At 73.4% G+C, this 25,514-nt stretch carries 28 protein-coding genes, 1 tRNA gene and 1 riboswitch; of the genes, 11 read left to right on the top strand and 18 right to left on the bottom strand.

The annotated features are described in order from the left end of the window. Window positions 1-118 precede the first annotated feature (118 nt). Window positions 119-853 carry a D-Ala-D-Ala carboxypeptidase family metallohydrolase gene (locus ACWD1Z_RS32800; RefSeq protein ID WP_451123780.1) on the bottom strand — a complete coding sequence of 245 codons (735 nt, stop codon included), beginning with the start codon at window positions 851-853 and terminating at the stop codon, window positions 119-121. 281 nt (window positions 854-1,134) lie between these two features. Here ACWD1Z_RS32800 and ACWD1Z_RS32795 point away from each other — a divergent pair, with 281 nt between their 5' ends. The 4 genes from ACWD1Z_RS32795 (at window position 1,135) to ACWD1Z_RS32780 (ending at window position 6,217) form a co-directional block, all read left to right on the top strand. Next, window positions 1,135-2,289, top strand: a complete 1,155-nt coding sequence (locus ACWD1Z_RS32795) for an FUSC family protein (RefSeq protein ID WP_451123778.1) — start codon at window positions 1,135-1,137, stop codon at window positions 2,287-2,289. Between the two features lie 73 nt (window positions 2,290-2,362). Then, the gene (locus ACWD1Z_RS32790; RefSeq protein WP_451123776.1) at window positions 2,363-3,607 is read left to right on the top strand and encodes an MFS transporter; all 1,245 of its coding nucleotides are present in this window, start codon (window positions 2,363-2,365) and stop codon (window positions 3,605-3,607) included. 182 nt (window positions 3,608-3,789) lie between these two features. After that, a complete protein-coding gene (locus tag ACWD1Z_RS32785) occupies window positions 3,790-4,653 on the top strand; it encodes a GNAT family N-acetyltransferase (protein ID WP_451123774.1) in 864 nt (287 codons plus the stop codon). A gap of 43 nt (window positions 4,654-4,696) precedes the next feature. After that, on the top strand, window positions 4,697-6,217 hold the full coding sequence (locus ACWD1Z_RS32780; RefSeq protein ID WP_451123772.1) for a carboxylesterase/lipase family protein: 1,521 nt from the start codon (window positions 4,697-4,699) through the stop codon (window positions 6,215-6,217). On the opposite strand, the gene ACWD1Z_RS32775 is transcribed toward ACWD1Z_RS32780, so the two are convergent. From ACWD1Z_RS32775 to ACWD1Z_RS32745, 7 genes are all read right to left on the bottom strand, one after another. Then, complete coding sequence (locus ACWD1Z_RS32775; protein WP_451123770.1) at window positions 6,218-6,724, bottom strand: cupin domain-containing protein; 507 nt, start codon at window positions 6,722-6,724, stop codon at window positions 6,218-6,220. 108 nt (window positions 6,725-6,832) lie between these two features. After that, on the bottom strand, window positions 6,833-7,372 hold the full coding sequence (locus ACWD1Z_RS32770) for a GNAT family N-acetyltransferase (protein WP_451123768.1): 540 nt from the start codon (window positions 7,370-7,372) through the stop codon (window positions 6,833-6,835). A gap of 58 nt (window positions 7,373-7,430) precedes the next feature. Next, window positions 7,431-8,273: an energy-coupling factor ABC transporter ATP-binding protein gene (locus ACWD1Z_RS32765; protein WP_451123766.1), complete on the bottom strand. Its 843-nt coding sequence runs from the start codon at window positions 8,271-8,273 to the stop codon at window positions 7,431-7,433. Then, window positions 8,270-9,019 carry a cobalt ECF transporter T component CbiQ gene (gene cbiQ / locus ACWD1Z_RS32760; RefSeq protein WP_451123764.1) on the bottom strand — a complete coding sequence of 250 codons (750 nt, stop codon included), beginning with the start codon at window positions 9,017-9,019 and terminating at the stop codon, window positions 8,270-8,272. The genes ACWD1Z_RS32765 and cbiQ overlap by 4 nt, the downstream gene beginning before the upstream one ends. A gap of 6 nt (window positions 9,020-9,025) precedes the next feature. After that, complete coding sequence (locus ACWD1Z_RS32755; RefSeq protein ID WP_451123762.1) at window positions 9,026-9,388, bottom strand: energy-coupling factor ABC transporter substrate-binding protein; 363 nt, start codon at window positions 9,386-9,388, stop codon at window positions 9,026-9,028. Continuing rightward, a complete protein-coding gene (locus ACWD1Z_RS32750; RefSeq protein ID WP_389419543.1) occupies window positions 9,385-10,092 on the bottom strand; it encodes an energy-coupling factor ABC transporter permease in 708 nt (235 codons plus the stop codon). Before ACWD1Z_RS32750 ends, ACWD1Z_RS32755 begins: the two co-directional genes overlap by 4 nt. 30 nt (window positions 10,093-10,122) lie before the next feature. Then, window positions 10,123-10,305: riboswitch (cobalamin riboswitch) on the bottom strand. 112 nt (window positions 10,306-10,417) lie between these two features. Beyond that, on the bottom strand, window positions 10,418-10,627 hold the full coding sequence (locus tag ACWD1Z_RS32745; RefSeq protein WP_451123760.1) for a hypothetical protein: 210 nt from the start codon (window positions 10,625-10,627) through the stop codon (window positions 10,418-10,420). A 409-nt stretch (window positions 10,628-11,036) separates the two neighbouring features. Here ACWD1Z_RS32745 and ACWD1Z_RS32740 point away from each other — a divergent pair. The 4 genes from ACWD1Z_RS32740 to ACWD1Z_RS32725 all read left to right on the top strand — a co-directional run bounded on the left by ACWD1Z_RS32740 (window position 11,037) and on the right by ACWD1Z_RS32725 (window position 13,271). Continuing rightward, window positions 11,037-11,106: transfer RNA gene (locus ACWD1Z_RS32740), tRNA-Gly, on the top strand. Between the two features lie 241 nt (window positions 11,107-11,347). Next, entirely contained in the window at window positions 11,348-12,091 is a 744-nt protein-coding gene (locus ACWD1Z_RS32735) for a class I SAM-dependent methyltransferase (RefSeq protein WP_451123758.1), read from the top strand. Window positions 12,092-12,563: 472 nt separating this feature from the next. Beyond that, the gene (locus ACWD1Z_RS32730; RefSeq protein WP_451123756.1) at window positions 12,564-12,791 is read left to right on the top strand and encodes a hypothetical protein; all 228 of its coding nucleotides are present in this window, start codon (window positions 12,564-12,566) and stop codon (window positions 12,789-12,791) included. A 201-nt stretch (window positions 12,792-12,992) separates the two neighbouring features. Beyond that, window positions 12,993-13,271, top strand: a complete 279-nt coding sequence (locus ACWD1Z_RS32725) for a GMC family oxidoreductase N-terminal domain-containing protein (protein ID WP_451123784.1) — start codon at window positions 12,993-12,995, stop codon at window positions 13,269-13,271. A gap of 88 nt (window positions 13,272-13,359) precedes the next feature. On the opposite strand, the gene ACWD1Z_RS32720 is transcribed toward ACWD1Z_RS32725, so the two are convergent. The 5 genes from ACWD1Z_RS32720 to ACWD1Z_RS32700 form a co-directional block, all read right to left on the bottom strand. Further along, a complete protein-coding gene (locus ACWD1Z_RS32720; RefSeq protein WP_451123754.1) occupies window positions 13,360-13,632 on the bottom strand; it encodes a hypothetical protein in 273 nt (90 codons plus the stop codon). A 62-nt stretch (window positions 13,633-13,694) separates the two neighbouring features. Next, window positions 13,695-13,964: a hypothetical protein gene (locus ACWD1Z_RS32715; protein WP_451123752.1), complete on the bottom strand. Its 270-nt coding sequence runs from the start codon at window positions 13,962-13,964 to the stop codon at window positions 13,695-13,697. A 45-nt stretch (window positions 13,965-14,009) separates the two neighbouring features. Then, window positions 14,010-14,591, bottom strand: a complete 582-nt coding sequence (locus tag ACWD1Z_RS32710) for a class F sortase (protein ID WP_451123750.1) — start codon at window positions 14,589-14,591, stop codon at window positions 14,010-14,012. 34 nt (window positions 14,592-14,625) lie between these two features. Continuing rightward, window positions 14,626-15,459, bottom strand: coding sequence for a DUF4397 domain-containing protein (locus ACWD1Z_RS32705; protein ID WP_451123748.1), 834 nt, complete (start codon window positions 15,457-15,459; stop codon window positions 14,626-14,628). 5 nt (window positions 15,460-15,464) lie between these two features. Continuing rightward, a complete protein-coding gene (locus tag ACWD1Z_RS32700) occupies window positions 15,465-16,187 on the bottom strand; it encodes an RNA polymerase sigma factor (protein ID WP_451123746.1) in 723 nt (240 codons plus the stop codon). 171 nt (window positions 16,188-16,358) lie between these two features. Between ACWD1Z_RS32700 and ACWD1Z_RS32695 the strand changes: the two genes are divergently transcribed. From ACWD1Z_RS32695 to ACWD1Z_RS32685, 3 genes are all read left to right on the top strand, one after another. After that, the gene (locus ACWD1Z_RS32695) at window positions 16,359-17,363 is read left to right on the top strand and encodes a MerR family transcriptional regulator (protein WP_451123744.1); all 1,005 of its coding nucleotides are present in this window, start codon (window positions 16,359-16,361) and stop codon (window positions 17,361-17,363) included. A gap of 131 nt (window positions 17,364-17,494) precedes the next feature. Continuing rightward, window positions 17,495-18,127 (top strand): SDR family NAD(P)-dependent oxidoreductase, encoded by a 633-nt coding sequence (locus ACWD1Z_RS32690; RefSeq protein WP_451123742.1) that lies wholly within the window; start codon window positions 17,495-17,497, stop codon window positions 18,125-18,127. Continuing rightward, window positions 18,124-19,311, top strand: coding sequence for an FAD-dependent oxidoreductase (locus tag ACWD1Z_RS32685; protein WP_451123740.1), 1,188 nt, complete (start codon window positions 18,124-18,126; stop codon window positions 19,309-19,311). The genes ACWD1Z_RS32690 and ACWD1Z_RS32685 overlap by 4 nt, the downstream gene beginning before the upstream one ends. Window position 19,312: 1 nt before the next feature. On the opposite strand, the gene ACWD1Z_RS32680 is transcribed toward ACWD1Z_RS32685, so the two are convergent. From ACWD1Z_RS32680 to ACWD1Z_RS32660, 5 genes are all read right to left on the bottom strand, one after another. Then, the gene (locus ACWD1Z_RS32680; protein ID WP_451123738.1) at window positions 19,313-20,323 is read right to left on the bottom strand and encodes a DUF5914 domain-containing protein; all 1,011 of its coding nucleotides are present in this window, start codon (window positions 20,321-20,323) and stop codon (window positions 19,313-19,315) included. A gap of 13 nt (window positions 20,324-20,336) precedes the next feature. Next, window positions 20,337-21,314 (bottom strand): phytoene/squalene synthase family protein, encoded by a 978-nt coding sequence (locus ACWD1Z_RS32675; RefSeq protein ID WP_451123736.1) that lies wholly within the window; start codon window positions 21,312-21,314, stop codon window positions 20,337-20,339. Continuing rightward, window positions 21,311-22,858: a phytoene desaturase family protein gene (gene crtI, locus ACWD1Z_RS32670; RefSeq protein ID WP_451123734.1), complete on the bottom strand. Its 1,548-nt coding sequence runs from the start codon at window positions 22,856-22,858 to the stop codon at window positions 21,311-21,313. The genes ACWD1Z_RS32675 and crtI overlap by 4 nt, the downstream gene beginning before the upstream one ends. Beyond that, on the bottom strand, window positions 22,855-23,997 hold the full coding sequence (locus ACWD1Z_RS32665; RefSeq protein WP_451123782.1) for a polyprenyl synthetase family protein: 1,143 nt from the start codon (window positions 23,995-23,997) through the stop codon (window positions 22,855-22,857). The genes crtI and ACWD1Z_RS32665 overlap by 4 nt, the downstream gene beginning before the upstream one ends. A gap of 127 nt (window positions 23,998-24,124) precedes the next feature. Continuing rightward, a complete protein-coding gene (locus tag ACWD1Z_RS32660; RefSeq protein ID WP_451123732.1) occupies window positions 24,125-25,492 on the bottom strand; it encodes a cryptochrome/photolyase family protein in 1,368 nt (455 codons plus the stop codon). Window positions 25,493-25,514 lie beyond the last annotated feature (22 nt).

Below are 25,514 nucleotides of genomic sequence, written 5' to 3'. Positions count from 1 at the left end.
CCAGCCCACAACCTGACATCAGCAAGGTCCCCACCCATGACCACATCAACGACCGAGCTGGCCAGCAGTCACGGCAAGCACCGTTGCAGTACTAGCCGCCGGCTCTGACCACGACGGCTCAGATCCCGCAGGTGGGGGCTGACCAGTAGGGGGAGGGGTCGAACGCCACGTGGGTGTGGTCGTTGTGGCCGGGGTAGCCCGGGCCGAGGATCTCCGAGAAGCCGTGGGTGCGGGACTGCTGGGCGAGGCGGCACAGGGTGGGGGAGCCGGTGAGGTCGGCGGCGTCGCCGTAGAGGTGGCGGCTGGTGGACGAGCCGCCGACGGCGTTGTTGCAGGCGTAGGAGCGGAAGCCGCTGGAGACGGTGAGCGGGACGTCGCCGAGCGCGCGCCGCATGGCCTCCAGTTTCCACATGGTCTTCAGCGCGTTCGCCTTGGCGGTGGCCGCGGAGACCGCGCCGCCGGACCAGTCGGAGTTGCAGCGGTTGAGCTCGGCGTAGCTGAAGTGGATCGGGGTGCAGTCCGCGTCCTGGAGCGCGTAGAGCTTGCTGAAGGTTGCCGGTCCCGCGACTCCGTCGGCGGCGAGGCCGTAGGCGGACTGGAACTTCTTCACGGCGGCGGCCGTGCGGGCGCCGTACTGGCCGTCGTAGGAGAGGCGCTCGCCGGAGGTGACCCAGCCGGCGACCCGGATCTGGAGCTGAGTGACATCGCCGCCGGAGGCGCCCTGGGAGAGGGTGCGGCTCCAGGTGTAGCACTCGTCGGCGTGCGCGGTGCCCGCGGTGGCGCCGACGCCGACCACTGCACCCGACGTGATCATGACAAACGCGGTGAGGAAACGTGCCATCCGTCTGAACATCCAGACCTCCGGGTCGTCGACTTCCGGTTGCGGTGACCACCGCCCTCGCGGCGGCGACCGCTGACCAGCCTGAGGCCAAGCGCTACGCGCGTCAACGGCGCGGCTGTGGCGGGATGGTGAACGGTGGCGGTGTGGAGGGAGCGCGCGGTATCGGAACGGTGAATGGGAGCGGTGCGTCGGAGGCCAGGACGCTCGGGGATCGCGTCGAAGCGGAGCCGCGGCGGGCAAGCGGTCGCACATCCGCAGGCATCGAATGCGCCCTGCGTGGCACCTGGCCCGTGATGCGGTGGTTTCAGAAAACGGTGTCAGCGGCGCGGCGCCATGCGCGGGGCGCCGGACGAAGCGTGCGACGGGCGTGGAAGGAGCCCGGCCGGGAGCGTGATGTGGCGTTCCAGGCGGCGAAGGCGGCGCTGGCCGCGGGCGTCGCGTGGGCCGTGGTCGGCTGGTGGCTCCAGGCGCCGATGGGGTTCATGGCGCCCTGGGTGGCGATCGTGCTGGTGGAGTCGACCGTGTACCGGTCGATCGCACACGGCTTGCAGCAGCTCGCCGCGATCGCCACGGGCACGATCGTGGCCACCGCCTGCGCCATGGTGCTGGACTCCACCCTCGTCGCGATGGCCCTGGTCCTCCCGGCCGCGGTGCTGCTGGGCAACTGGCGGCGGCTGGGCAACCAGGGCATCTACGCCGCCACAGCCGCCCTGTTCGTACTGACCAGCGGCCCGATCGGGGTCGGCGCGGCGGGCGCCCGGATCGCCGAGGCGGTCTTCGGCGCGGTGGTCGGCATCGCGGTGAACGCGCTGATCCGGCCCCCGCTCTACCTGCGCGACACCCGCGCGGCCCTGGACAACGCGGCCCGCGAGGCGCAGGACCTCCTGGGCGCTGTCGCCGACGGCCTCGCGCGGGGCCGACCGGACCCGGACGAGGCCACCGGCTGGCACGATCGGGCCCTGCGCCTGGAACGCCTGGTCGGCGAGGCGCGCTCCGCGGTCGGCTGGAGCCGGGAGAGCCTGCGCGCCAACCCGCGCCGCCGCAGGTCCGGCGCGGCCCTCCCCGAGCAGCACTACGACGATGTCCTCACCGTCCTCGACGACGTCGCCGTCCACGCGGCGGGTGTCACCCGCACCATCCTGGAGGTGTCCGCCCAGGAGGACGACCCGCGGTGGCCGGGACGCGAGATCACCGGCCCCTACGCCGACTTCCTGCACCGGACGGCCCACGCCCTGCACTGGTGCACGAGCGCCCGCTTCACCCCCGACGAAGACCCGGACCCCCCGCTCCGGGAGGCCACCGAGGTCCTGCGCCGCACCCTCGACGACCTGCGCCGACGCCTCCCCGACGCGGCGCCGGACGACCCCGACGGCCTGGCGACGTACGGCACCCTCCTCAACCAGGCCCACCGCCTGACCAACCGCCTCGAACACAGCGGCCGCCGCTAGGGCGCGCATCGACAGTGAGGCGCGACGCGACCGCCCTCTGCCGCCACGGCAAGGACATCGCTACGGTCCGATCATGCCGCGACTGGTGGACGTCCCCGGATACCCCCTCTTCTGGACCGCCTCCGCGGTGTCGGCGTTCGGTTCCCAGATCACAGGGCTCGCCCTGCAGATCCTCACCGCCGTCACCCTGAGCGCCTCGGCGACGGAGGTCGGCCTGGTCAACGCCGCCCGCTGGCTGCCGTACCTGCTCTTCGGGCTTCTGGCGGGCGTCCTGGTCGACCGCTGCCGGCGCAAGCCCATGCTGGTCGGCACGGATCTTGCGCGGGGCGTCGTACTCGCCGCGATCCCGCTGCTCCACGTGCTGGACCTGCTCGGCATCGGGACACTGTGCCTGCTCGTCTTCACCGTCGGACTGCTGAGCCTGCTGTTCGAGGCGGCCAACCAGTCGTACCTCCCTCAGCTCGTCCCGCGGCAGCTGCTGAGCGCCGGTTACGCCCGCACGGAGCAGGCCAGTGCCGTGGCCGGTTCGACCGGGCCGTTGATCGCCGGGGTCCTGATCAAGTACCTGGGCGCGCCGCTCGCGGTGTTGCTGGACGCCCTCACCTACCTCGTGTCCGGCCTGCTGCTGATGGCCGTCAAGGCCCCCGACCCGGTCCCCGATCGCGGGGCGCGCCGCGGGCTGGGCAGTGAGGTGCGGGAAGGGATGGCCTGGGTCTACCGGCACCGCACGCTGGCGCCCATCGCGCTGACCTCGCACGCGATGCTGTTCTTCAACACCATGGTCAGCACGGTCTTCGTGGTCTACGCGCTGCGCGAGCTGCGGGTCGGCGACCTCGGCCTCGGGGTCACGTACGCGTGCGCGGGGGTGGGGGCCGTGCTCGGCGGGGCGCTGTCCGGGCGGGTGCTGAGGCGGTTCGACGTCGGTGTCACGCTGATCGTCTTCCGGGTGGCGGCCGCGGTCGGCTGGTTGCCGATCGTCCTCGCGCAGGAGGGGAGTTGGGCGCTGCCGGCGGTGTCGGCGGCCTTCTTCCTGGTCTCCCTGGCCATCGCGGTCGAGAGCCCCGTGGAACTGAGTTACCGGCAGGCGGTGACTCCCGCGGGGCTGCGCGGGCGGATGAACGCCACGATGCGGTCGTTCAACTGGGGCATGATGGCCGTGGGGGCACCGCTCGGGGGAGTGCTGGCCGATCAGGTCGGCTATCGGTTCGCGTTGTGGGTGGGACTGTCCGGGGCGGTCCTTCAGGCGGTGTTCCTGGCCTTCTCCCGGGTACGGGAAGCACGCGGCACGGACGAACTCGCGGCCCCGGCGGACGCGTGAGCCCGTCTCCGGGCGCCTACCGGGGGCCCGTGCCCGTACGCCTGGGCCGGGACGGAATCCAAGTGGGCCACCAGTGCCGCCCGGCGGCCGATCACCCCCGCCAGGCAGCGAATCCGGCCACAGCGGTTGCTGATCGCCGGACAAGTACGCACCGGAGCCCGGCACTTCGGAGATCATGCAGCATGCGCCCAAACGACTGGCACCTCACCGAGGACCTCGACGACTTCCTCGCCCGGGCCGGGGACTTCCTCCGCTCGCGTCCCGCCCTGCACAACACACCGCTGACGGACATGGCGAAGCTGCGGAGACGAGGGGCGGACGCACCCGGCGCCGGAACCACACTCTTCGGCCGACTGGAATCGGAAGGCGACATCCGCGCCGTCTTCTACCGCACCCCCCGCGGCCGGCTCACCCTCACCCACCTCACCGCCGGGCAGGCCGGAACCCTCGCCGCCCATCTGTCCGGCCTCAACGTCTCCCTCTCCGACGTCATCGCGGACCACGACACCGCCACCGCGTTCGCCGGGTCATGGCAGCGGCACACGGGCACCGAACCGGTCCCCTTCTGGCGGACCCATCTCTACCGGCTCGGCACGCTCACCCCACCGCAGCCGCTCCCCGAGGGCCGGGGCCGCGCCACGGACGAGAAGGACCGGCACCAAATCATCCGCTGGTGCCGTGAGTTCTGCGTCGAGGTCGGGGAGCAGGCATCCCTCGACCTGATCGACGCCGGCTCCTGGGAGGAATCGCGCTTCGGCGACCGGCACTTCACCTTCTGGGAGACCCCCGACGGCACCCCCGCGTCCATGGCGGCCGTGACCTCGATGACCGGCGGCATGGTCCGGGTGGACCCCGTCTACACCCCGGCCCCCCTCCGGGGCCGCGGCTACGCGGGCGCCGTGACGGCCGAAGTGAGCCGTGCCGCGCTGACCGCGGGCGCCACCGACGTCGTCCTGTTCGCCGACCCGGCCAACCCCACCAGCAACGCCCTTTACCAGCGCCTCGGATACGTCCACGTCACCGACTGCACCGGCTACCGGTTCTGACAAGATGACCGGGCCGAGGCGGACCGTCGCTGGAGGAGCATTCATGAACAGTTCCGCACACGCAGAGGTCAGGACGGCGTCAGGAGCCGTGCGCGGGCGCCGCGAGGCAGGCTCGGTGGTCTTCCGCGGCATCCCGTACGCCCAGCCGCCGGTGGGGGACGCGCGCTTCGCGGCACTCCGCCCGGCGCGCCGCTGGGACGGAGTGCGGGAGGCGTTCGCCTACGGCCCTCCGCCCCCGCAGGAGCCCTTCGGCCCCGAGGACAAGACTGTGGGCGGCGCCGCCACCGGAGACGACTGGCTCACCGTCAACGTCTGGACGCCGGACGCGGACATGGCGGCCCGCCGACCGGTGATGGTCTGGATCTACGGCGGCGCCTACAAGTTCGGCTCCGCCGACGACGCCGCCTACGACGGCGGACGCCTCTCACGCGACGGTGACCTGGTCGTCGTCACCTGCAACTACCGGGTCGGCATCGAGGGGTTCGCCCGGATCGAGGGCGCCCCCGCCAACCGTGGCCTGCTCGACCAGGTCGCGGCGCTGGAGTGGGTGCGCGAGAACATCGGCGCATTCGGCGGAGACCCCGACCGGGTCACCGTCTTCGGGGAGTCGGCCGGTGCCGGGTCGATCGCCGCGCTGATGGCCATGGACCGGACGCGGGGCCTGTTCCGGCGGGCCATCGTCCAGAGCGTGCCCGGCACGTTCTTCTCGGACGAGCTGGCCGTGGACATCGCCGGGGCGCTCGCCGGGCAGGTGGGGCTGCGGCCCACGGTGGCCGACCTGTCGGGCGTGGATCCGCGCAAGCTGCCCGAGGCGGGGGTGGCGCTGGGCGGCCGGATGCGTGAGTACGCGGACCGCTGGGGGGCGGTCGCCCACACCTCGACGCCGTACTCACCGGTCGTCGACGGCGAGATCCTGACCCGCACCCCGTGGGAGGCGCTGGCGGGCGGTGCCGCCCGGGACGTGGACCTGATCGCCGGGCACACCCGGGACGAGTACCGGCTGTTCCTCCTGCTCCGCGGTCTGCTCGGCCAGGTGGACGACACCCTCGCGGCCACCGCCCTGCGCCTGTTCGGGCCGACCCCGGACGCCGGGCGGGCCTACCGCGCCGTCTTCCCGGACGCCTCGGCGGAGCGCCTCTTCGAACTCGTCCTCTCCGACTGGCTGTTCCGCATGCCCACGCTGCACCTGGCCGAGGCGCAGGCGGCCGGCGGCGGTCGCGCCCACGTCTACGAGCTGACCTGGCCGGTTCCCGCGGGCGGCGGTGCCCTGGGCGCCTGCCACGGCCTGGACATCCCCCTCACCTTCGGCGTCTACGACGGCCTCGGCGCCCTGCTGATCGGCCCCGAGCCCTCCCCCGGGACCGAGGCGCTGTCCGCCCGCATCCGCTCCGCCTGGACCGCCTTCGCGACCGAGGGAGACCCCGGCTGGCCCGCCTACGACACCGAACGGCGTCTCGTGCAGCTCCTCGACACCGAACCCACGGTCACCGCTTACCCGGAGGAAGCGTCCCGCCGCCTGTGGGAAGGACACACCTTCACGACTCTGCCACTGACGATCGCGTGACTACTGGAAGTCCTCGACGAAGTAGCTGTCGTGGCGGACGCGGAACCGCTTGAGTTCCTCGCCGCCGCGCTGTGCCATCTCCGCGACCTGTTCGAAGTACTCCTCGCGCGGGGCGCCGGGGGAGAAGAGCATGAGCATGGACGTCGGCTCGTCGGTCGCGTTCTTGAAGGCGTGCAGGCCGCCGACCGGCACGTACAGGAAGTCGCCCGCGCGGCCGGTGACCCACTTCTCGCCGTTGTAGAGCTCCAGTTCGCCCGAGAGGACGTAGAAGGACTCCGAGATGGTCTTGTGGAAGTGGGTCTTCGCCCCGGCGGACCGTGGCGCCAACTCCGCCTTGTACAGGCCGAATTCGCCGCCGGTCGACAGGCTGGTGGCGAGGTAGTGCGTCGAGCCGCCGGGCGAGGAGATGTCCGGCGGGGTGTCGGCCGGGCGGAAGACGGCGTTCACCTCGCCCTCGTCGCCGTGGTAGCGGGTCGGCGGGTACGGGAGGTCTTCCGGGTACGACATGATGAACTCCTTCTGGCAGGTCTCCACCCGCAGGATCGCTCCCGCCCGCAGAGAGCGGCATCGGGCGTACGGGTGATCTTGAGGTCCCGTGGAACGAGGGCCGGAGTCCTAGGTCCGGACGGGCGGCCTCTTGCGGTACACCACGTTCGGACGCAGGGGCCCTGCCGGTGCCGTGAGGTCGTCGAAGTCGTACTCGGGGACGCGGGTCATGCCGATGCGGCGCATCACCGCCTGCGAACGGAAGTTGGTGGCCGTGGTCACGGCGAAGATCTCCGGCAGCGCGAGGGTGTCGAAGCCGTACGCCAGGACCGCCCTGGCGGACTCGGTCGCGTACCCCTGCCCCCAGGCGGGACGGGCGAGCCGCCAGCCGATCTCCACCCCGTCGAAGGGGGTGTCGTCCTCCACCTCGTCCAGGCCCGCGAAGCCGATGAACTCACCCGTGGCGCGCACCTCCACCGCCCACCAGCCATGGCCTCGCCGGTCGAACTCGGCCAGGAAGCGCGCCACGGAGGCGTCGCTCTGCTCGCGGGTCAGCGCCGCGCCCAGATGCTCCCGCACGGCGGGATCGGCGTTCATCGCCGCCCAGGGTTCCAGGTCGGAGTCCCGCCAGTGGCGCAGGACGAGGTGATCGGTACGCAGTTCAGCCATGCCGCCCAGCCAACGTGAGCCGGACGCGCACGGCAATTCCTTTTCCTCGCCGGGTGCGTCAGCCGTCGGCCGGTATCGACGCGATCAGCGCGGCGAGTTCGTCAGGGGTACGGGGACCTGGAACACCGTCACCCAACAGCCCTTGCTCGCGGAGCAGTTGTGCCGCGGCCACCCCCCACGGCAACCGCAGCCCCGCTGCCCGCAGGAGATCCGTACGGGCCAGCATCTCCGGCGCGGGCCCTGTGCGGACGCCCCCCGGAGTGAGCATCGCCGCGTCATCGGCCCAGCGCAGCGCGAGATCGACGTCATGGGTGGCCATGACCACCGTCGTACCGCTCGCCCGCAGCCGCTCCAGCGTGGCGAGCAGCCGTTCCTGCCCGTCCGGATCGAGCCCGGCGGTCGGCTCGTCGAGGATCAGCACCCGTGGCCGCATCGCCACCGCGCCCGCGATGGCCGTCCGCTTGCGCTGACCGTAGGAGAGCAGATGGGTCGGCCGGTCGGCCAACGCCGTGATGTCCAGCGCCGCCAGCGCCTCCTCGACCCGCCCGCGCACCTCGGTGTCGGTGAGCCCGAGATTGAGCGGCCCGAAGGACACGTCCTGCCCGACGGACGCCGCGAACAGCTGATCGTCCGGATCCTGCACCACCAGCTGCACGGTGGTCCGCAGCCGGGTCAGCCCCTTGCGGTCGTACGAGACCGGCTTCCCCTCGACGGTCAACCGGCCCGTGCGCGGCCGCAGTCCGCCGCTCAGCAGCCGCATCAGCGTGGTCTTGCCGCTGCCGTTGCGTCCGAGCAGGGCCAGCGCCCGCCCCTCGCACACCTCGAAGTCCAGCCCGTCGAGCACGACCGGTCCTTCCTCGTAGGCGTAGGACGCGCCTTGGAGGGCGATCAACTCGCTCATGACAGGGGGCCTTCCAGTACGAGGGTGAGGGCGGCCAGCGCGACGAGGAGCCCGCAGCTCGCGGCCGTGAAACGGGCGGAGACGCGGGCCTCGGGCACCAGCACGCGCAGCGTGCCGTCGTAGCCGCGTCCGGCGAGCCCGGACTGCAGCCGCACGGCCCGCTCGAAGGCCCGCACGAAGGCGGTGGCCCCGAGCCCGCCCAGGGACCGCCAGGTCGCGGCCCGCGTGGTGTGCCCGAGCCGCGCGGCCTGCGCCTCCCGGACCCGGCGCATCGAGTCCAGCAGCAGGAAGCTCATCCGGTACGTCACCAGCGCCACGTCGACCACGGCCGCCGGCACTCCGGCCTTCACCAGCCGGGGCAGCAGATCCGACATCGGCGTGGTGAACGCGAACAGCAGCACGCCCAGGGAGGCCGCCGAGGTGCGCAGCAGCAACTCCCCGGCGCGCAGCGGACCGTCGTCGGCGAGGGAGACGAACCCCTGCGGCCCGCCCACCTGGACGAGCAGCGTGGCCGCACCGGTCACACAGAAACCCAGCGGGACCCGGTAGGCGCGCCACAGCTTCCGGCCCGGCACACCCGCCGGACCGAGCAGAACGACCAGGGACGTCACCACGACCAGGGCGGCCCCCGGCCACGGCGGCAGGGAGATCGCGAGCACGGTCAGGCCGAGCCCGAGCACGGCCTTGTCCACGGGATGGCGCCGGCGCCAGCGACTGCTGTGCGCCGCCGCGTCGATCGGCAGCACCGGGGATCAGACCCCTTCGCGGTCGGACTCCCCGGCACCCCGCGCGCCCACGGCATCCCGTTCCAGCGCCCGCTGTTCACCCTGCTTGCGGCCGCGCCGCAGGCCGAAGTAGTAGCACAGGACGCCCGCGCCGAGCGCTGCCTGGAGGGCGAACAGCGCCGACTCGATCTCCCCGGACGGAGGTTCGTACAGGGGCGAGAACCAGGGTTCGTAGTCCGGGTCGATCTCGGTGATCGCCGTCTCCGCCTCGGCGTCGGCGCCCGCGAACGGCTCCTCCTTGTGGTCGCCGAGACCGAGCACGAGCGGCATCACCGCGAGCAGTGCCACGGCCAGCAGGAGCAGCAGGTTGATCTTCGTGTTGCGGCTCATCGGGCCACCGCCTCGCTCGACTCGGTCCGGGCCCGCTTGCCGTCGGTCAGGAGCACGCCGAGCCGGGTCAGTTCTCCCTTGCTGGACTGCACCAGCAGCCGCATCACGAGCACGGTGAGAAGTCCCTCGCTCACCGCGAGCGGGATCTGGGTGACGGCGAAGATGGAGCCGAACTTGCCGAGCGCGCCCAGGAATCCGCTGCTCGGGTCGGGGAACGCGAGCGCCAGCTGGACGCTGGTGACGCAGTAGGTGGACAGGTCGGCGACGAACGCGCCGCAGAACACGGCGCCCATCAGCGGCACGTCGTAGCGCCGTAGCAGCTTGTAGACGGCGTATCCGGCCCAGGGCCCGACGATCGCCATGGAGAAGACGTTGGCGCCGAGGGTGGTCAGGCCGCCGTGCGCGAGCAGCAGCGCCTGGAAGAGCAGGGTGATGGTGCCCAGGACCGCCATGATCGGCGGCCGGAAGAGGATGGCGCCCAGGCCGGTGCCGGTGGGGTGGGAGCAGCTCCCGGTCACGGAGGGCAGCTTGAGAGCGGACAGGACGAAGGTGAAGGCCCCGGAGGCGCCGAGGAGCAGGGTGCTCTCCGGGTGTTCCCTGACCTCACGGGTGAGCGACCGGACTCCGTGGACGACGAACGGCGCGGACGCGACGCCCCAGGCGACGGCGTGCGCCGGAGGCAGAAATCCCTCGGCTATGTGCATGGCTCAGCAGACCCTCTCCAGCACCTCGTGGATGGTTGACGCGCCTTGGCCGGTCTCCTGGCTGACGGGTGACACCGCCCGTACTCCGCCTTCCCGGGTCCGAGGACCCAGTGGCTGCCCGCGAGGGCCGGAGCCGGACTTCCCGATCACAGTGGCGAGGGCCGCACCGGCATCACACCGGATTTCCCGTTCACCAAGGCGTGGTGACAGTAGTGCCTGATCAGGTCGGCTGACAAGCGCTCCCCAGGGGCGCAAGGACGGCGCACGCCCGCACACGCGCCGGGGCGCGCACCGGCGGCGCCCGGGTCTCGGGCCGGGCAGGGGGTCAGTCCCAGCTGTAGCCGTCTCCGAAGTTGAGGGTGTGCTCCAGCACGTCCTCCAGCGGGTCGTTGATCTCGACGGTGTTGACCACGGTGACCACGGGCGCGTTGTTGGAGACATGCACTCCGGGGCCGTCGTGGGCGGCGGAGTCACCGGCGGCGGCGAGAACCGTGGCGGTCAGGGCGGCGGGGACGAGAGTGACGCGTACGCGCATGGCTGCTCTCCTTCGGCATCGGGGCCCACACCGTGTAAGAACCCGATCGGGAGTTACCGCGCATCCCCGCCTCGAAGTCAACGAGACCGGGCAATTCACCTGGAAGAGGCTGGCGTCCGGCGGTGCGGGCTCTCGCGGACCGGTCGGCTGACCGTCCCCATCCCCAGCAGGTGGGTGAGCAGAGGGTTCTCGTCGCTCTTCAGCCGCATACGGCGTCCGCCCGGCCGCCACGATGCTGACGTGCGGCCTGGCCGCCCCTCGGATGAAGATCGGGATCGAGGTGTCCGCGCGGTGCGGGGCCGGAGAGCCGCGCGACGCGCTGGGAGGTGACTCGGCGACGGGCGCGGCACCCCGGAATGCTGTATAGTCGATCTTGAGCGGTCCGCCGGAAGCCCGGCGCTCCGGTTCTGCGTTGGTGGTCCAAGGAAAGACGCCCCGCTTCCTGCGGGGAGATGCAGGTGCAAGGCCTGCCCGGCGCTCGGATATGTGGCCCGTCCCGAACATCGGGGCGGGCCACATGCGTTGTCGGCGCATGTTCCGTCCGGGCGTCCGGCGTACGTCTGTTGGTTGATCCGAGGCTCACCCCCTCGACTTCTTCGTGTCATCTGCCAGTACGGCCTGCCGAGCGCGCCGGTGAAGACTCGCTGCCACGGCCGAGGGCCCCGGAAAGCGGGGTCCGGCAGGGCCGTGTACCGGAGGAAGCGCAGAAGGGGGCAGCACGTGGGCGTGCAGCAGTACGACCGGATCGGCGAGGCATTCGAGGGGTTCAAGTCCTTGCCGCTGATGCGGTACGGGGAGGTGCCGAGCTTCCTGGGCATGGTCGGGGACGTGACCGGCAAGTCGGTGCTCGACCTGGCGTGCGGCACCGGCTTCTACAGCCGTGAGTTCAAGCGGCGGGGCGCGACGGACGTCTTCGGGGTCGACATCTCCGCCGAGATGATCGCCGCCGCACGGGAGATGGAGCAGCGCGATCCGCTCGGGGTCCGCTACGAGGTCGGAGACGTGGGTGAACTGCGGCCCCTGGACCGGCGTTTCGACATCGCGCTGGGGGTGCAGTGCCTCAACTACGCCGAGGACATCGCCGCGATGGAGCGGATGTGCCGGAACATCCACCGCAGCCTGGTGCCGGGCGGGGAGTTCTTCGTGCTCGCCCAGAAGCCCGACTACCGCTTCGACTGTCCGTCCCTGGACAAGTACGGGTTCCGCTGCGAGCCCACCGGCGAGGAGATCGAGACGGGCCCGCGGGTGCGGGTCACGGCCCTGCTCGACCCGCAGCCGATCACCATCGTCAGCACGGCCCCGCGCCGCGAGGTCTACGAGTCGTGTCTGCGGGCGAGCGGGTTCGGTGCGCTGGAGTGGGTTCCGCTGCAGGTGTCCGAGGCCGGCCTCCGGGAGTTCGGCGAGGACTTCTGGGCGGACGTCCTCGCCCACCCGCCCCTGGAGATGCTCCGCTGCCGCGCCTGAACGGGGCCCGGTAGAAGGGGAGTTGGGTGCACAGGCGTTGACGCCCGTCTTCCCTCAGTGGTTCAGAGGCTCATCCACTGAGCCACTGCAGGGGAGCCGGGATGGGTGCGCTGCCGCGGGGGAGTACGGTCGATGTGCTGGAGAAGCGGCTGCGGGAGGACATCCTCGGCGGCCGTCACCCCGCGGGGAGCTACCCGAGTGCGGGACTTCCTGCGCCTGGGCGGGGCGGACCTGCTGCCGATGCCCGTGGGGCACAGGCCGGACCGGATCGGTGAGATCTTCGAAGTCCGGCGCTCCATCGGCGCGTTGATCGCGGAGCGCGCCGCCGCCCGCGCCGCACCGGCTCAAGTCACCGAACTGCGCGCCCTGATGGCGGCGGTCCGCGCAGCTCAGGCGGCGAGGCCGCGCAGCTCGCGGATGCCGAGGTGCACCGCGCCCTCGCCCGGGCGACCGGCAACGGGTGTAGGTGCTGTTGACCAACACCCTGTTCAACGCCTACCTGCCGGTGCGCGCGGCGCCGGTCGGACCGTTCGCCGGAGCGGAGGCCGCCCACGACCGGCCGGCACCGGTCTTCGACGCCGTGGCCGCCGGTGACCGGGCGGCGGCCCGCGCCGCCGCGGACGCCTACCCGTCGGCCACGGAACGCATCATGCTCGACGACCTCGCGCGCGCCCGCCAACGCCGGGACGGTGCCTGGTGACCACCCGGGGAACGACGTTCAAGGAGAGGATGCCGGGCCGGGTCCGCCTGAGCGACGAACAGCGCGACCGCCCGGTCCGGGTGGACCGCGTGGCCCGCGCCGAGACGGTCCTGCTGCCCCACCGCACGACACGGGCGCGGCTGACGGGAAGCCAGGCGGGCCGACGACCACACAGCCGCGTCGTTCGGGCGCAGGGCCCCGCTGGACCGCTTCACCGACCTCTACCGGGACGCCGGAGCCACCCTCGCGCTCGGCAGTCCGCCGCTGGTCCTGCCGGTGGGCCGCCCGGTCGGCGGCACCACGGTCGTCCACTCCGGCACCTGCTACCGCACACCCGGCCACGTCGTGGACCGCCGGCGCAGCCGCCACGGCTTCGCCGCCGCCGAGGAGGGCGGACCGGACCCCCGACGGCCGCACCTCCGAGGTCGCCGACACCGTCCGCGTACGGCTGCGGCACCCCGGGCGGGCAACCCCCGCTGACGTCACAGCCGTACGCGCGCTCCTCGGCGAACACCGGATCGAACGGCCCTACGGCCTGCTCAGCAGCGCCACTTGACGCCGCCTGCGATCAGTCCTCGTCCCGCTCCGGCAGGGGAGAGTAGCCGCCGGCCCCCGGCGTACGGCCCTCCGGCGGGTAGTCGCAGTCGAGGCTGGAGATCTCGTAGTCGTCGCCCTCGCTCTGTTCCTGATCGACGACCACCGCCGCGGTGCAGGCCCGGCCGTGTTCATCGGTGAACGTGACGATCTCGCTGTAGTCCGTTGGCTGGCTGCATCCCGTCAGCAGCAGCAACGCCGACGCCCCGGCGGCCATCGCCACGCCGAGCCCCCACCGCGGTGTCATCTCTGTCCCCTCACTGTCCGTCGACCGACGAGGTCGTCCCGATACCGAGCGACTGCGATTATTCATTGCTCGGACTGCGAGCGTGGGGGCTTCGCGCGGTCCGTGGGTTCGGCCAGCTCTCGCTTGATGCGTTCCCACAGCCGTTCCGGAGGCGGAGTCGCCAGGTCCGACAGGTCGACCTCGGATGCGGCGGTGACCACCCTGGTCACGCGGGCCAGTTCCTGCCGGCAGAGCACGCAGACGGCCAGGTGCCGCAGGGCGACGGCGTCCTCGGACCGCCCGGCGTTGCCCAGCGCCAGCTCCAGCAGGTGCGCGTGATCGACGTGTGTCACCGCTGCCCTCCCGTCTCCCGTGTTCTTGTGCTGGTCGCGGGCCGCTCAGGCCGGGGACGGCTGCGCCGTGACGACGAGGTTGGACAGGTATCCGCCCTGCTCGGGGACGAAGGGAGGTGCGCAGGTGATGAGGGTGAGGACCGGGGCGCCGGTGCGGCGGAACACGGAGGAGGGCAGATCGTCCTTGGGCACCGTCGTGCGCGACGTCACGCGGTGGACCACCGGGCGGGCGCCGTCGCGGCGTACCTCGACGCGGTCGCCGGGGCGTACGTCGTACAGCGCGGCGAACTCGCCCAGGGCCCCGGTGTCGCTGTCCACGTGCCCGACCAGCACGGCCGAGCCCCGCCCGCTTCCCGGCACGGGACCGAAGCGGTACCACCCCGCCACCGACGGGTCGGCGGGTACGGCCATGGCGCCCTCCCGGGTCAGGCCCACCGGGCGGACCCGGGCGTCGAGTCCGGTCCCGGGCACGAGAACGCGCGAGGGCCGCGGAGTGCGGCGCTCGGTGCCGGCCCGGGGCGCCGAGGTGTCCTGGACCGCGGCGGCTGCCGGCCGGCCGAAGTCGGCGGGATGCGAAGGCGGCCCTGACGGCGCGGGTGCTGTCGTCAGGACCGCCAGTGCGGCCAAGGCCGTGATCCGGCCGCTGAGGGGTCGAGCGGTTTTACGCACGGCGGCCGGAGACGCGGCGAACCACCAGGACGCTCAGGGTGACCACGCCTGCCGCGGCGGCCCAGGCCGGCCACTCGCCGGCGGAGTCACCGGCGACGGCGGCGCCGTTGCCGCCCGCGTGCACCGCCTTCGGTGCGGTTTCCATGCCGCTGAACGTCTGGGTCTTGAGTGCCAGGTTCTCGTCCGCGGCGCTGCCCCAGGCGTAGACGACGTTGCTGGTGCCCTCCTGGAGGTTCAGGTCCGCCGGGCCGACGGCGACGGTGTCCGTCCCGGCGAGCACGACATCGGCGGAGACGGCACCGGCGTCGACCAGGGTGGTGTCCTCCTTGGGGTTCTCCAGCCCCTTGAACACCGGCTGTCCGCCGGCCCGGACGTCCACCGCCGGCGCGGCGGCCACATGGCGCACGGTCAGGCGCGACTTGCCCGCGTCGACCTTGGAGACGTCGTTGACGAAGGCCGTCAGCCGGGGTTCGCCGTCGGCGGAGAGGTGGGCGGCGACGGTGGCGTCCGCCCCCTCGGGCACCTCGATCTTCCTCTCGACGGCCGGTGCGCCGTCGGGGCCCTTGCCCGCTTCGAAGACCTGGATGTCGTAGGTGCCGGCGTCGAGGGACCGCGGGTCGGTGATCGTGCCGGGCTCGAAGTCGCTGAGGAGTGCGTCGCCGTTGGCGTAGACGTCCACGGTCAGACCGGGCACGCCGTGGAAGAAGGACACCACGGCCGTGTCGTCCTCCGCGGCGGGGGCCGCCAGGGCGGGCGTGGTCACGCCGAGGGGCAGGGTGCAGGCGCCGGCCAGAGCGCCGAGGGTGACGGAGGTCCGGGGGATCATGGTGATCATCCCTTCGAGGAGTGCGCCTCCCGATCGGGGGAGGTGCTGGGACTTCTGGTCCGGGGGCTGTGGCGGATGCGGCCTGCGTCGTCCGGTGAGCAGGGCCGGACGTCCGCGCCTTCGACGGGTGCCTGTTCGAGCACCAGTCGCAGCCGGTGCAGGCCGCGGCGGGCGTGGCTCTTCACGGTGCCGAGCGGCATGCCGGTGCGTTCGGCGATCTGGGCCTGGGTCAGGTCCTCGTAGAACGCCAGGCCCAGGACCTGGCGCTGGGGTTGCGGCAGCCGGGACAGCTCGTGCAGCAGGACGATCCGGTCGAGGCTGTCGTCCATCGCCGCGCCCTCGGGCCGGGGGGTGTCGGTGCCGTGGGCGGCCGAGTCGATCAGGTTCAGGCGCCGGGTTCTGGCGGTGAGCGCGTCGGCGATCTTGCGTCGGGTGATGCCGACGAGCCATGCGCCCAGCGGCCCGCGCTCGGGGCGGAAACCGGCCCGCCCGCGCCAGGCGCCGATGAACACCTGCTGGGTCACGTCCTCGGCCTCGTGGGTGTCGCCCAGGGACCGGGTGGCCATGGTGTGCACCAGGGCGCCCCAGCGCTGGTAGATCGCCGCGAACACGTCCTCGTCGGCGGCGCGCAGACCACGGGCCAGTTCGTCCTCGGCATGCGTATCCTCCGGCGGCGGGGCGCCCACCGGTGGTAGAACCGACGTGGTGGATCGTGCGGTCGCGGTCATGGCCCGGTTCCTCCTGCCGTGCGGCATGGGCGGGGACGGAAGGCCGTCCGGCGGTCACCGGTCGCCGTGGGAGCACGGGAGCGGCGCCGCGTGCCACCCAGTCTTGGAATCGGAAACGATGCGCACAACATGCGTCGTTTGTGCGTCGCTATCGCGACGTACACTAACCCCGTGGACCCCGACAAAGCTGATGACGACACGGCCGGCGCAGGCGGTCTGACGACCGGCGAGGTCGCCAGGCGGCTCGGGGTCGCCCCCACCACCGTCCGTTCGTGGGACCGCCGCTACGGCCTCGGCCCCGACGCCCGCACCGGCGGCAGGCACCGCCGCTGGACCGCCGCCGACGTCGCGAGGCTGGAGCGGATGTGCGCCCTGACCGCGAGCGGGCTGCCCCCCGCCGAGGCCGCGCGCATCGCGCTCAGCGGAGCGCCGGTGGAACCCGTCACGGCCCGGCGTCCCCCTGCCGCGCCGAAACGGCCGGCGACCCGCGAACCCGACCGGGCCGGCAGCGGCCTGCGCCTCGGTGACGCGCGCCAGGAGTGCAAGGGCGTCGCGCGAGCGGCCCTGCGCCTCGACGCCGCCGCCCTGGACGGGCTGCTCACCGCCGCGATAGAGGAACACGGCCTGATCGCCGCCTGGACCGAGATCATCGTGCCCACGCTCCAGGCGGTCGGCCGCAAGTGGGAACGGTCGGGCGAGCGGTACGTCGAGGTGGAGCACTTCCTGTCCTGGCACGTCTCCAGCGCGCTGCGCCGCGGTGCGCCCGCCGCGGCGGCGCCCCGCCCCGGGGCCACCACGCTGCTCGCCTGTGTGCCGGGGGAGAACCACACCCTGCCGCTGGAGGTGCTGACCGTGGCGCTGAGCCAACGCGGGATACCGGTACGGATGTTCGGCGGCGCCCTGCCCGTGGAGTCGCTCGTCGCGGCGGTACGCCGGACCGGTCCCGTCGCGGTGGGCCTGTGGGCGCAGTCCCGCACCACGGCGAGCCGGCCCCTGGCCCAGCACGTCGCCTCGATGCAGTGGGGTGTGCGCGGCTCCCGCAGGAAGCCGCTCGTCCTGACGCTCGGACCCGGCTGGGCGGGCCAGACGGTGCCGGGGCTGCCCCGTCCCTCCGGACTGGCGGAGGCCGTCGCGGCCGTGGAGTCGCTGGTGCACGGGGGGCCGTCACCGACGTGACCAGGGGCGCGCGTGCATCCGTGCGAGCCCGGTCGGCAGAAGCCACCACGCGGGAACGCACCGGCCCCTCCCGTCCCGATACATCCCCAGAACCGGAGCGAGTTTTGGACATCAAAGGCGCACGTGTACTGGTGGCCGGAGCCACCGGCGCTCTCGGTGCCGCCCTCACCACCGAGCTGGTACGGCAGGGAGCGCGCGCCGCGATCGCCGGCCGCGACCGGAGCCGCCTGGCCCGGATCAGCGGGGCGCATCCCGGGGTGCCGTCGGTGCTCTTCGACGCGTACGATCCCGCGTCCTGCGCGCGTGCGGTCCGCGTCGCCGCCGCCGAACTCGGCGGCCTGGACGCCGTGGTGACCGCGTTCGGGGCGGTCGCGTTCGGCACGGCCGACGAGGTCGGGGACGAGGTGGCGGAGCATCTGGTGGCCGTCAACTTCCTCGCCCCCGCCGCGTTCTTCCGTGCCGCGCTCGACGTCCTGACTCCCGGCTCGGTGATCGCGGCGCTCACCGGGGTGGTCGCCGAGTGTCCGCAGCCCAGGATGGCCGACTACAGCGCGTCCAAGGCCGCGCTGGGCGCCTGGCTGGACGCCGTACGGCGCGAGGCCCACGGCGCCGGGATCCGCGTGCTGGACATCCGGCCGGGTCACCTGAACACGGGATTCGCGGACCGGCTCGTCGGCGCCATGGTGAGCGCGCTGGCGACCGACGCCGAACTCGTACGTACGGCCGCGGACGGCGAGCCCCTCGTCGGGCGGCGGGCCAGGTGACCCGACCCCTGCCGGGCACCGGCGCCGCGTCCGACGTGGTCATCGTCGGCGGCGGCGCGGCCGGACTCAGCCTCGCGTACCGGCTCACGGCGGCCGGTACCCGCAGTGTGACCGTGGTGGAGCCGCCGGACGGACCGCCGCGACCGCCCGAACGCACCTGGTGCTACTGGGACCGGGGGACCGGCGACTTCGAGGAAGCGGTCACCGCGTCCTGGTCCCGGCTGCGGGTCCACGGCACCGACGGCGACGCGATCACCCTGAACCCGGCACCCCTGCGCTACCACATGCTGCGCTCCACCCGGTTCGAGCAGCTGGTGCACACCCGGCTGGCCGAGGCCCCCGCAACGCGCGTACTGCGCGCCACCGCGCACGCCGTACGCAACGTGCGGGACGGCGCGGAAGTCCGCTGCTCGACCCCCGACGGCGGGCAGCTGACCTTGCGCGGGCGCCACGTGTTCGACTCACGCCCCCTGCGTGCTCTGCCGCCCGCCCGCACCGCGCTGCTGCAGCACTTCCGCGGCTGGTTCGTCCGTACCCGCGAGGACCGCTTCGATCCGGCGGTCGCCGACCTGATGGACTTCCGGGTACCGCAGCCGCCCCACGGGCTGGCCTTCGGCTACGTCCTGCCCCTGGCGCCGGACCGGGCACTGGTCGAGTACACCGAGTTCTCCCGCACCCCGCTGACCACCGCGGCGTACGAGGCGGCGCTCGGCCACTACAGCCGGGAGATCCTGCGCCTCGGCGGGTTCACCGTGGAGGGCGCGGAACAGGGCGCCATCCCCATGACCGACGGCCGCTTCCCCCGCCGGGTCGGCGAGGCGGTCTTCCGGATCGGCACCGCGGGCGGCGCCACCCGCCCCTCCACCGGCTACACCTTCGCCGCCGTGCAGCGGCAGAGCCGGGACATCGCCACCGCGCTGAGCGAGGGGCGGGCCGTCGTGCCCGCGCCCCACCGGTGGCGGTCGCTCGCCATGGACGCGGTGTTCCTCCGCGCCCTGGACACCGGGCGGATCGACGGCCCCGCCTTCTTCACCGGCCTGTTCCGCCACCTCCCCGGCGATCGCCTGCTGCGCTTCCTCGACGGCGCCACCACGCCCTGGGAGGACTGGACCGTCGGACTGCACACCCCCGTCGGCCCCATGCTGCGCACGGCCCTGGAACTGCCGTTCCTGCGCCGCCGGTGACTCACCCGGGGAAACGGCCGGTGCTGCGCAGCGCCCAGCGCCGCTCCGCGTAGGCCAGGTCGTCGCGCCACAGCCGTCCGGCGGTACGGCGCATCAGCGGGCGGAGCACCGGCGCGGCGGCCCGGGCCAGGGCGAAGCCACGTCGGTCCGAGGCGGCGACGACCGCCTCCACCACGGCCGTCCGCGGGTGCGCGTCCCCCTCACCGGTCAGCGGCGTGGCATGCGTCTCCACCACCGACGTGGCGCCCTCGCCCTCGGTGATGCGCATGACGACCGTACGCGGCCCCGGCGCGGTGAACTCGGCCCGCACCGGCACCACCAGACGGCCCGCCACCCGGAAGGAGACATCGACGACGAAGACGTCGTCCTCCTCGCCCCGCGGCTCCCGCACCACCGTCAGGTCGACGAAGGAGTACGGATGGAACCAGGAACCGTGCCACGGGTCGAGCCGGTTGGCGACCACGTCCTGCGGCTCGCACCGGCCCACCGCCGTGAACACGGCGTCCACCGCACCGCCCGCCGCCGGCCGGGCCGGCACCAGGGGGCGCTCCGAGGGTTCCTCGCCGCCGACCGAGTCCAGCCGCACCCACACCAGCACCCCGTCGTCGTGCACGGGGTACGGGCTCCAGCCGGCGAACGGCGTACCGTCCAGGGCCAGTCCGTGCCAGTGGCACACCAGAGTGCCGCACACCACCCGGCTGTCCCGCAGGGGAGCGCCCAGGTGCGGGCAGGCGCCCGGGCCGCCGCGCAGTCCACCCGTCACCGAACGCCACAGCACGACCTCCACGCCGCCCACCGTCCTGCCGTACGGGCGCCCGCCCGCGGGGACGTCCCGGGAGGCGCCGACGACGAACCAGTTCCCGGACGGGCGCGTGCTCGCCCGCTTGAGGGCGTCGGCGATCAGGGCGGGCCGCGCCTGCCGCCAGGTCGGGCCCTGCCCGGCCCAGTCCGGGCCGCCGGGCCGCCGCCGCAGCGGCGGTGTCCAGCGGCGGCCGTCCGCTCGCTTCCTCAACTGGCCGGTCCCTTCATCCGAGTGACGCCTTGTCCGCGGTGGCCGCCTCACGGGGGCCGCGGGCGCGCCGGCGGGCCCGGAGGACATGGACCGCACCGGCCGTCGCGGTGCCCGCCCGCCGCAGCCGGGACACCGCCGCACGGCGGTGCAGCACGGCGTAGTCCTGGGCCGCGACGGCGTCGAGGATGCCGCCGTAGAGGGTGAACGCGGTGCGGATGCAGGGGCGCACCCGCGGGTCGAGCATCGCGATGCCCGGCTCCGCCGTCCGGTACACCGCCCGGATCATGGCCTCGGCGGCGACGAGCGCGGCGCGGATGCGCGGGTCCTTGTGGCCGGTGCGGCGGCTCCACTCCAGCAGCGGCCGGTCCACGCCGTGCGCGGCGAGCAGGTCGCCCGGCAGGTAGACGCGGCCCCGGTCCAGGTCCTCGCCCACGTCCCGCAGGAAGTTGGTGAGCTGGAACGCCTCGCCGAGGGCGGCGGCGTGCGGGGCCGCTTCGTCGCGGGGGACGACCGTGCCGAGCACGGGCAGCATCTGCAGCCCGATGACCGCCGCCGAGCCGTGCATGTACTCCCGCAGGTCGGCGTAGGTCGGATAGTCCGTGACGGTCAGGTCGGCGCGCATCGAGGCGAGGAAGTCGGCGAACAGGGTGTGGTCGATGTCGTACCGGTGGGCGGTGTCGGCCACGGCGCGCACCACCGGTTCGTGTCCGCCGCCGGTGCGCAGCTCGTGTGCGAGGTCGCCCTCCAGCCGCTTGAGGAGCCGGTCGCGTTCGTCGGGGGTCAGGCGCCGGTCGAGGTCGTCGACGATGTCGTCGGCCCAGCGGGCGAAGCCGTACAGGGCGTGCACGGCCGAGCGGCGTTCCAGCGGGAGCAGCCGGGTGGCGAGGAAGTAGGTCCTGCCGTGGCGGGCGTTGAGGCGGCGGCACTCGGTGTAGGCGGCGCGCAGGGCCGGGTCGGTGATGGCGGCGGCGTCCAGTTCACGACGGGTCATGCCGAACCTGCCCGGGTCGAGGGGGAGGAGGACCGCACCGAGGCCGGCGCGGTGCCCGTGCCGTGGCCGCCGGTGATGCGGGCGGCGGCGAGCTTGCCGCTGATCAGGACCGTCGGCACGCCCACGCCCGGGGTGGTGCCGCAGCCCGCCAGGACCACGTTGTCCCAGCCGCTGACCAGATTGCGCGGCCGGAACGGACCGGTCTGGGCGAACCGATGGGAGACCGAGAACGGGCTGCCCGCCGCATGGCCCTGTGCGGCCCAGTCCAGCGGAGTCACCAGCAGTTCCTCCTCCACGCCGGCGGCGAACCCGTCGAGGCCCCGGCGCTCGAGTTCGGCGACCAGGCTGTCGCGGTAGCGCGGGCCGAGGCTTCGCCAGCTCTCGGCGGAGGGGCCGACCGTGGTGTTCGGGCAGGGCGCCAGGACGTAGTGCAGATGGCGGCCGGGCGGTGCCAGGGCGGGATCGTGGGTCGTCGGGCGGGTGATCAGCAGGGACGGATCGCTCATCAGGGTTCCCGAGCGGGTCAGTTCCTCGAACGTGCGCTTCCACGCCGTACCGAAGGACAGGGTGTGGTGGGCGAGCTGGGGCCAGGTGCGGTCGCCGCCGGCGTGCAGGATCACCGCGGACGGTGAGTGACTCAGCCGGACGGGCCGTCGGGGAGCACGCCCCAGGAGCTGGTGCGCGGTGGACAGTTCGCAGCTCAGCACCACCGCGTCGCAGGCGATCCGCTCGCCCGAGGCCAGGCGCACGGCACGCACCCGGCCCGCGGAGCGTTCCAGTGAGGTCACCTGCGCCGACCACCTGAACTCGGCACCGGCGTCCGCCGCCGCGTCGGCCATGGCGCGGGGGACGGCGTGCATGCCGCCCTTCGGGTACCAGACCCCGGCCACCGTGTCCATGTAGGCGATCACCGCGTAGGCCGCCAGGGCCCGGGCCGGGGCGACCCCCGCGTACAGGGCCTGGAAGGAGAAGACGCGGCGCAGGCGGGCGTCGGAGAGGAAACGGCCGATCTGCCGGTCCAGCCGTCCGAAACCGCCGAGGGCGGCCAGCCGGGCCAGGTCGGGGTGGAGGAGCTGGAAGGGCGAGTCGAAGTTGGCGTCGATGAACCGCCGCATCTGCGCCCCGTACAGCTCGGTCAGCCAGTGCCGCAGCCTGCGGTAGCCGGCCGCCTCCGCGGGCCCGGCGAAGCGCCGGACCTCCTCCTCCATCGCCTCCGCTCCGGTGTGCACGTCGAGGGAGGTGCCGTCCGCGAACCGGGCCCGGTAGGCCGGGTGCAGGGCCACCAGCTCGACCCGGCGGGCGAGGCTGTCCCCGACCGCCGCGAACGCCTCGTCGGCCAGGTGCGGCATGGTCAGCACGGTGGGGCCGGTGTCCACCTCGTAGCCGCCGAGCCGCACCCGCCCGGCCCGGCCGCCCGGTCCCGCGTCCCGTTCCACCACGGTGACCCGGCGGCCTGCGCCCAGCAGATGCAGGGCGCAGGCGAGTCCGGACAGCCCTGCGCCCACCACCACGACATGGTCGGTCGGTCCCGCCACGCTTCTCATGCGTCCTCCCCGCCGCGGCGCGGGCCGCTGCCCGAGGCCCGGGCGACCAGCTCGGCGAACTCCCGGCGTACGGCCGGGTCGGCGCCGGTCGCCGCGAAGTGCCGCAGGCTCTCGGCCGCCAGGTCGGCGATCTTCGCCTCCACCATGTCCCGGGCCCCGACGCGCTCCAGGGCCGCCCGCATCCGGCCTACCGTGCGCGGCGACCGCTGTTCGGTGCCCGGCGCGAGCACGGCGGCGGCTTCGCCGTCCCCGCGGACCTCGGCGAGCCGGACCGCGACGGCGAGGAGATACGTCAGCTTGCGCGACCGCAGATCGTCGTCGGCCGGTTTCCCGGTCCGCGCCGGATCCCCGAAGGCGCCGAGCAGATCGTCCCGGAGCTGGAAGGCCAGTCCCGCACACCGGCCGGCGGCCCGCAGCGCGTCCAGCGTGTGCTCGTCCGCGCCGGTCAGGGACGCACCCAGGGCCAGGGGCCGGGCCACGGTGTACAGGGCGCTCTTGAGCGTGGCGACGGTCAGCGCCTCGTCGACACCGGACGAGTCGGTGGCCTGGGAGTGCAGGTCGCGGTACTGCCCGGCGACCATCTCGCCCCGCATCGCCTGCCACTCCCGGTGGAGCCCCGCTCCGTGCGGCGAACCGAGGGCCGTCTCCGTCAGCAGATCGTCGGCCCAGGCGAGCGCGAGGTCACCGGCCAGTACCGCGGCGGAGACCCCGAACGACTCCGCCGAGCCGCTCATCCCCGCGGCCCAGTGCCTGCGGGCGAGGCCGACGTGGAGCGCCGGAGCACCCCGGCGCAGCACCGATCCGTCCATCAGGTCGTCGTGGACCAGGGCGCACGCCTGGAGCAGTTCGAGGGCGGCGCCCGTGCGGAGCACCGCGCCGGGGTCGCCCGAGCCGCCGGCCGCCCGCCATCCGCACCAGGTGAACGCCGTGCGCAGCCGCTTGCCGCCGCGCAGCACGAAGGCGCTCACCCGGTCGGCCACGTCCTCGGCGAACAGCGAGTCCGTCGTGCGGGTGCGGTCCAGCGCCGTGTCGAGCCAGTGCTCCAGCACGGTCCCGACAGCCTCGGTGGCGTCCAGAGCGGTGAGCCGGGCGACCCCGAGTCCGTCCGCTTCGGTCGCCGCGGGCCGCAGTCCCAGCATGCGCAACCCCTTCTCGCTCATGGTCGTTCGGACACCAGTGCTTCCGCCGAGGGCTCCGGGACGGATGCAGTGATCCACAGCCGTCGGCGGCCAGGGCTGTGCCGACGGGCGCACGGGGGTCCCTCCGTCAGTCGCGGCCACGTGCCCTCTTGAAGCGCGCGAGCCCGTCCCCGAGGCCGATCAGCGGCTCGGGGTAGCCGACCCGCTCCTCCTCGGGCAGCCGCCACGGTTCATGGACCTGGCCGCCTTTGACGTGCTCCAGTTGCGGCACCCAGCGCCGCACGTACTCCCCGTGCGGGTCGAAGCGCTTGCCCTGGACGACCGGGTTGAGGACGCGGTGGGGGCGGGTGTCGGTGCCGGTCCCGGCGACCCACTGCCAGTTGAGCTGGTTGTTGACCAGGTCGCCGTCCACCAGCAGATCCAGGAAGTGCCGGGCGCCGATCCGCCAGTCGACGTACAGCGTCTTGGTGAGGAAGCTCGCCGACAGCAGGCGGGCCCGGTTGTGCATCCAGCCCTCGTGGCGCAGCTGGCGCATGGCCGCGTCGACGACCGGATAGCCGGTACGGCCCTCCCGCCACGCGGCGATGTCCCCGGCCGCCTCGTCCTCGGACCGCCACCGGTCGTGCCGGGTGCGGTAGTCCTGGACGGACGCGTCGGGCCGGGCCGCGAGGACCTGGTAGTGGAAGTCGCGCCAGCACAGCTGCCGTACGAAGGCCGCCGCGCCCGGCCCGCCGCGCGCGCGGGCCCGCTGGACGAGTTCCACCGGCGAGAGGGCACCGAAGTGCAGGTAGGGCGACAGCCGTGAGGTCGCGTCGCCCGCCAGGTCGTCGTGCTGGTGCTCGTACTCGGCCATGTCCCGCCCGGCCCACCGGGAGAAGCTGTCCCGGCCGCGCAGCTCGCCCCCGACGGCGAGGCCGGGGGAGAGGCCGGACAGCCCGTCCCGGCCGGGCAGCGGCTCGCCGCGCGCCGCGTCGGGGACGCGAAGGGTGCGCGGCGCGGCGAGGACCTCCCGCAGCGGCTCCTGCGACCACCGCCGGAAGTACGGGGTGAAGACGGCGTAGTGGTCGGAGCCGACCGGGGTCAGCGCGCCGGGGGCGACGGCCGTGACGACGGCGTCGTGCACGCGCAGCCGCACCCCTCGACCGTGCAGGGCCTCCCGCAGCCGCTCCTCGCGCCGATGGGCGTAACCCGTGACCCCGGCGGCCAGGTGCACCTCGGTCGCCTGGCACTCGGCGGCGACCGCCACGACCTCACGCACGACCGGGCCCGAGCGCACGACGAGCCGTCCGCCGCACCGGCGCAGCGAGCCGTCCAGGTCGGCCAGGCAGTCCGCGAGGAAGGCCGCCCGGTTGGGAGCGTCGAAACCGGTCGCGTGGATCGCGCTGTCGCGGACGAACAACGGCACCACCTCGTCCGCGGCCCTCAGGGCGGCCCGCAGCGGCGGATGGTCGTGCAGACGCAGATCCGAGGTGAACAGGACGACCGCGACGGTCATGTGACACTCCCGATGGTGTGCT

The sequence above is a fragment of the Streptomyces sp. NPDC002784 genome (assembly GCF_053592135.1).
This window is presented reverse-complemented; position numbering and strand designations above follow the sequence as displayed.

Excerpts from the sequence above, each read along its gene's own strand:
- ACWD1Z_RS32755 (WP_451123762.1), bottom strand. The coding sequence starts at position 9,388 with ATGAGCCGCAACACGAAGATCAACCTGCTGCTCCTGCTGGCCGTGGCA.
- ACWD1Z_RS32720 (WP_451123754.1), bottom strand. The coding sequence starts at position 13,632 with ATGACACCGCGGTGGGGGCTCGGCGTGGCGATGGCCGCCGGGGCGTCG.
- ACWD1Z_RS32785 (WP_451123774.1), top strand. The coding sequence starts at position 3,790 with ATGCGCCCAAACGACTGGCACCTCACCGAGGACCTCGACGACTTCCTC.
- ACWD1Z_RS32675 (WP_451123736.1), bottom strand. The coding sequence starts at position 21,314 with ATGACCCGTCGTGAACTGGACGCCGCCGCCATCACCGACCCGGCCCTG.
- ACWD1Z_RS32770 (WP_451123768.1), bottom strand. The coding sequence starts at position 7,372 with ATGGCTGAACTGCGTACCGATCACCTCGTCCTGCGCCACTGGCGGGAC.
- ACWD1Z_RS32795 (WP_451123778.1), top strand. The coding sequence starts at position 1,135 with ATGCGGTGGTTTCAGAAAACGGTGTCAGCGGCGCGGCGCCATGCGCGG.
- ACWD1Z_RS32750 (WP_389419543.1), bottom strand. The coding sequence starts at position 10,092 with ATGCACATAGCCGAGGGATTTCTGCCTCCGGCGCACGCCGTCGCCTGG.
- ACWD1Z_RS32665 (WP_451123782.1), bottom strand. The coding sequence starts at position 23,997 with ATGCTGGGACTGCGGCCCGCGGCGACCGAAGCGGACGGACTCGGGGTC.
- crtI (WP_451123734.1), bottom strand. The coding sequence starts at position 22,858 with ATGAGAAGCGTGGCGGGACCGACCGACCATGTCGTGGTGGTGGGCGCA.
- ACWD1Z_RS32780 (WP_451123772.1), top strand. The coding sequence starts at position 4,697 with ATGAACAGTTCCGCACACGCAGAGGTCAGGACGGCGTCAGGAGCCGTG.
- ACWD1Z_RS32775 (WP_451123770.1), bottom strand. The coding sequence starts at position 6,724 with ATGTCGTACCCGGAAGACCTCCCGTACCCGCCGACCCGCTACCACGGC.
- ACWD1Z_RS32700 (WP_451123746.1), bottom strand. The coding sequence starts at position 16,187 with ATGACCGCGACCGCACGATCCACCACGTCGGTTCTACCACCGGTGGGC.
- ACWD1Z_RS32800 (WP_451123780.1), bottom strand. The coding sequence starts at position 853 with ATGTTCAGACGGATGGCACGTTTCCTCACCGCGTTTGTCATGATCACG.
- ACWD1Z_RS32745 (WP_451123760.1), bottom strand. The coding sequence starts at position 10,627 with ATGCGCGTACGCGTCACTCTCGTCCCCGCCGCCCTGACCGCCACGGTT.
- ACWD1Z_RS32705 (WP_451123748.1), bottom strand. The coding sequence starts at position 15,459 with ATGATCCCCCGGACCTCCGTCACCCTCGGCGCTCTGGCCGGCGCCTGC.
- ACWD1Z_RS32790 (WP_451123776.1), top strand. The coding sequence starts at position 2,363 with ATGCCGCGACTGGTGGACGTCCCCGGATACCCCCTCTTCTGGACCGCC.
- ACWD1Z_RS32660 (WP_451123732.1), bottom strand. The coding sequence starts at position 25,492 with ATGACCGTCGCGGTCGTCCTGTTCACCTCGGATCTGCGTCTGCACGAC.
- ACWD1Z_RS32765 (WP_451123766.1), bottom strand. The coding sequence starts at position 8,273 with ATGAGCGAGTTGATCGCCCTCCAAGGCGCGTCCTACGCCTACGAGGAA.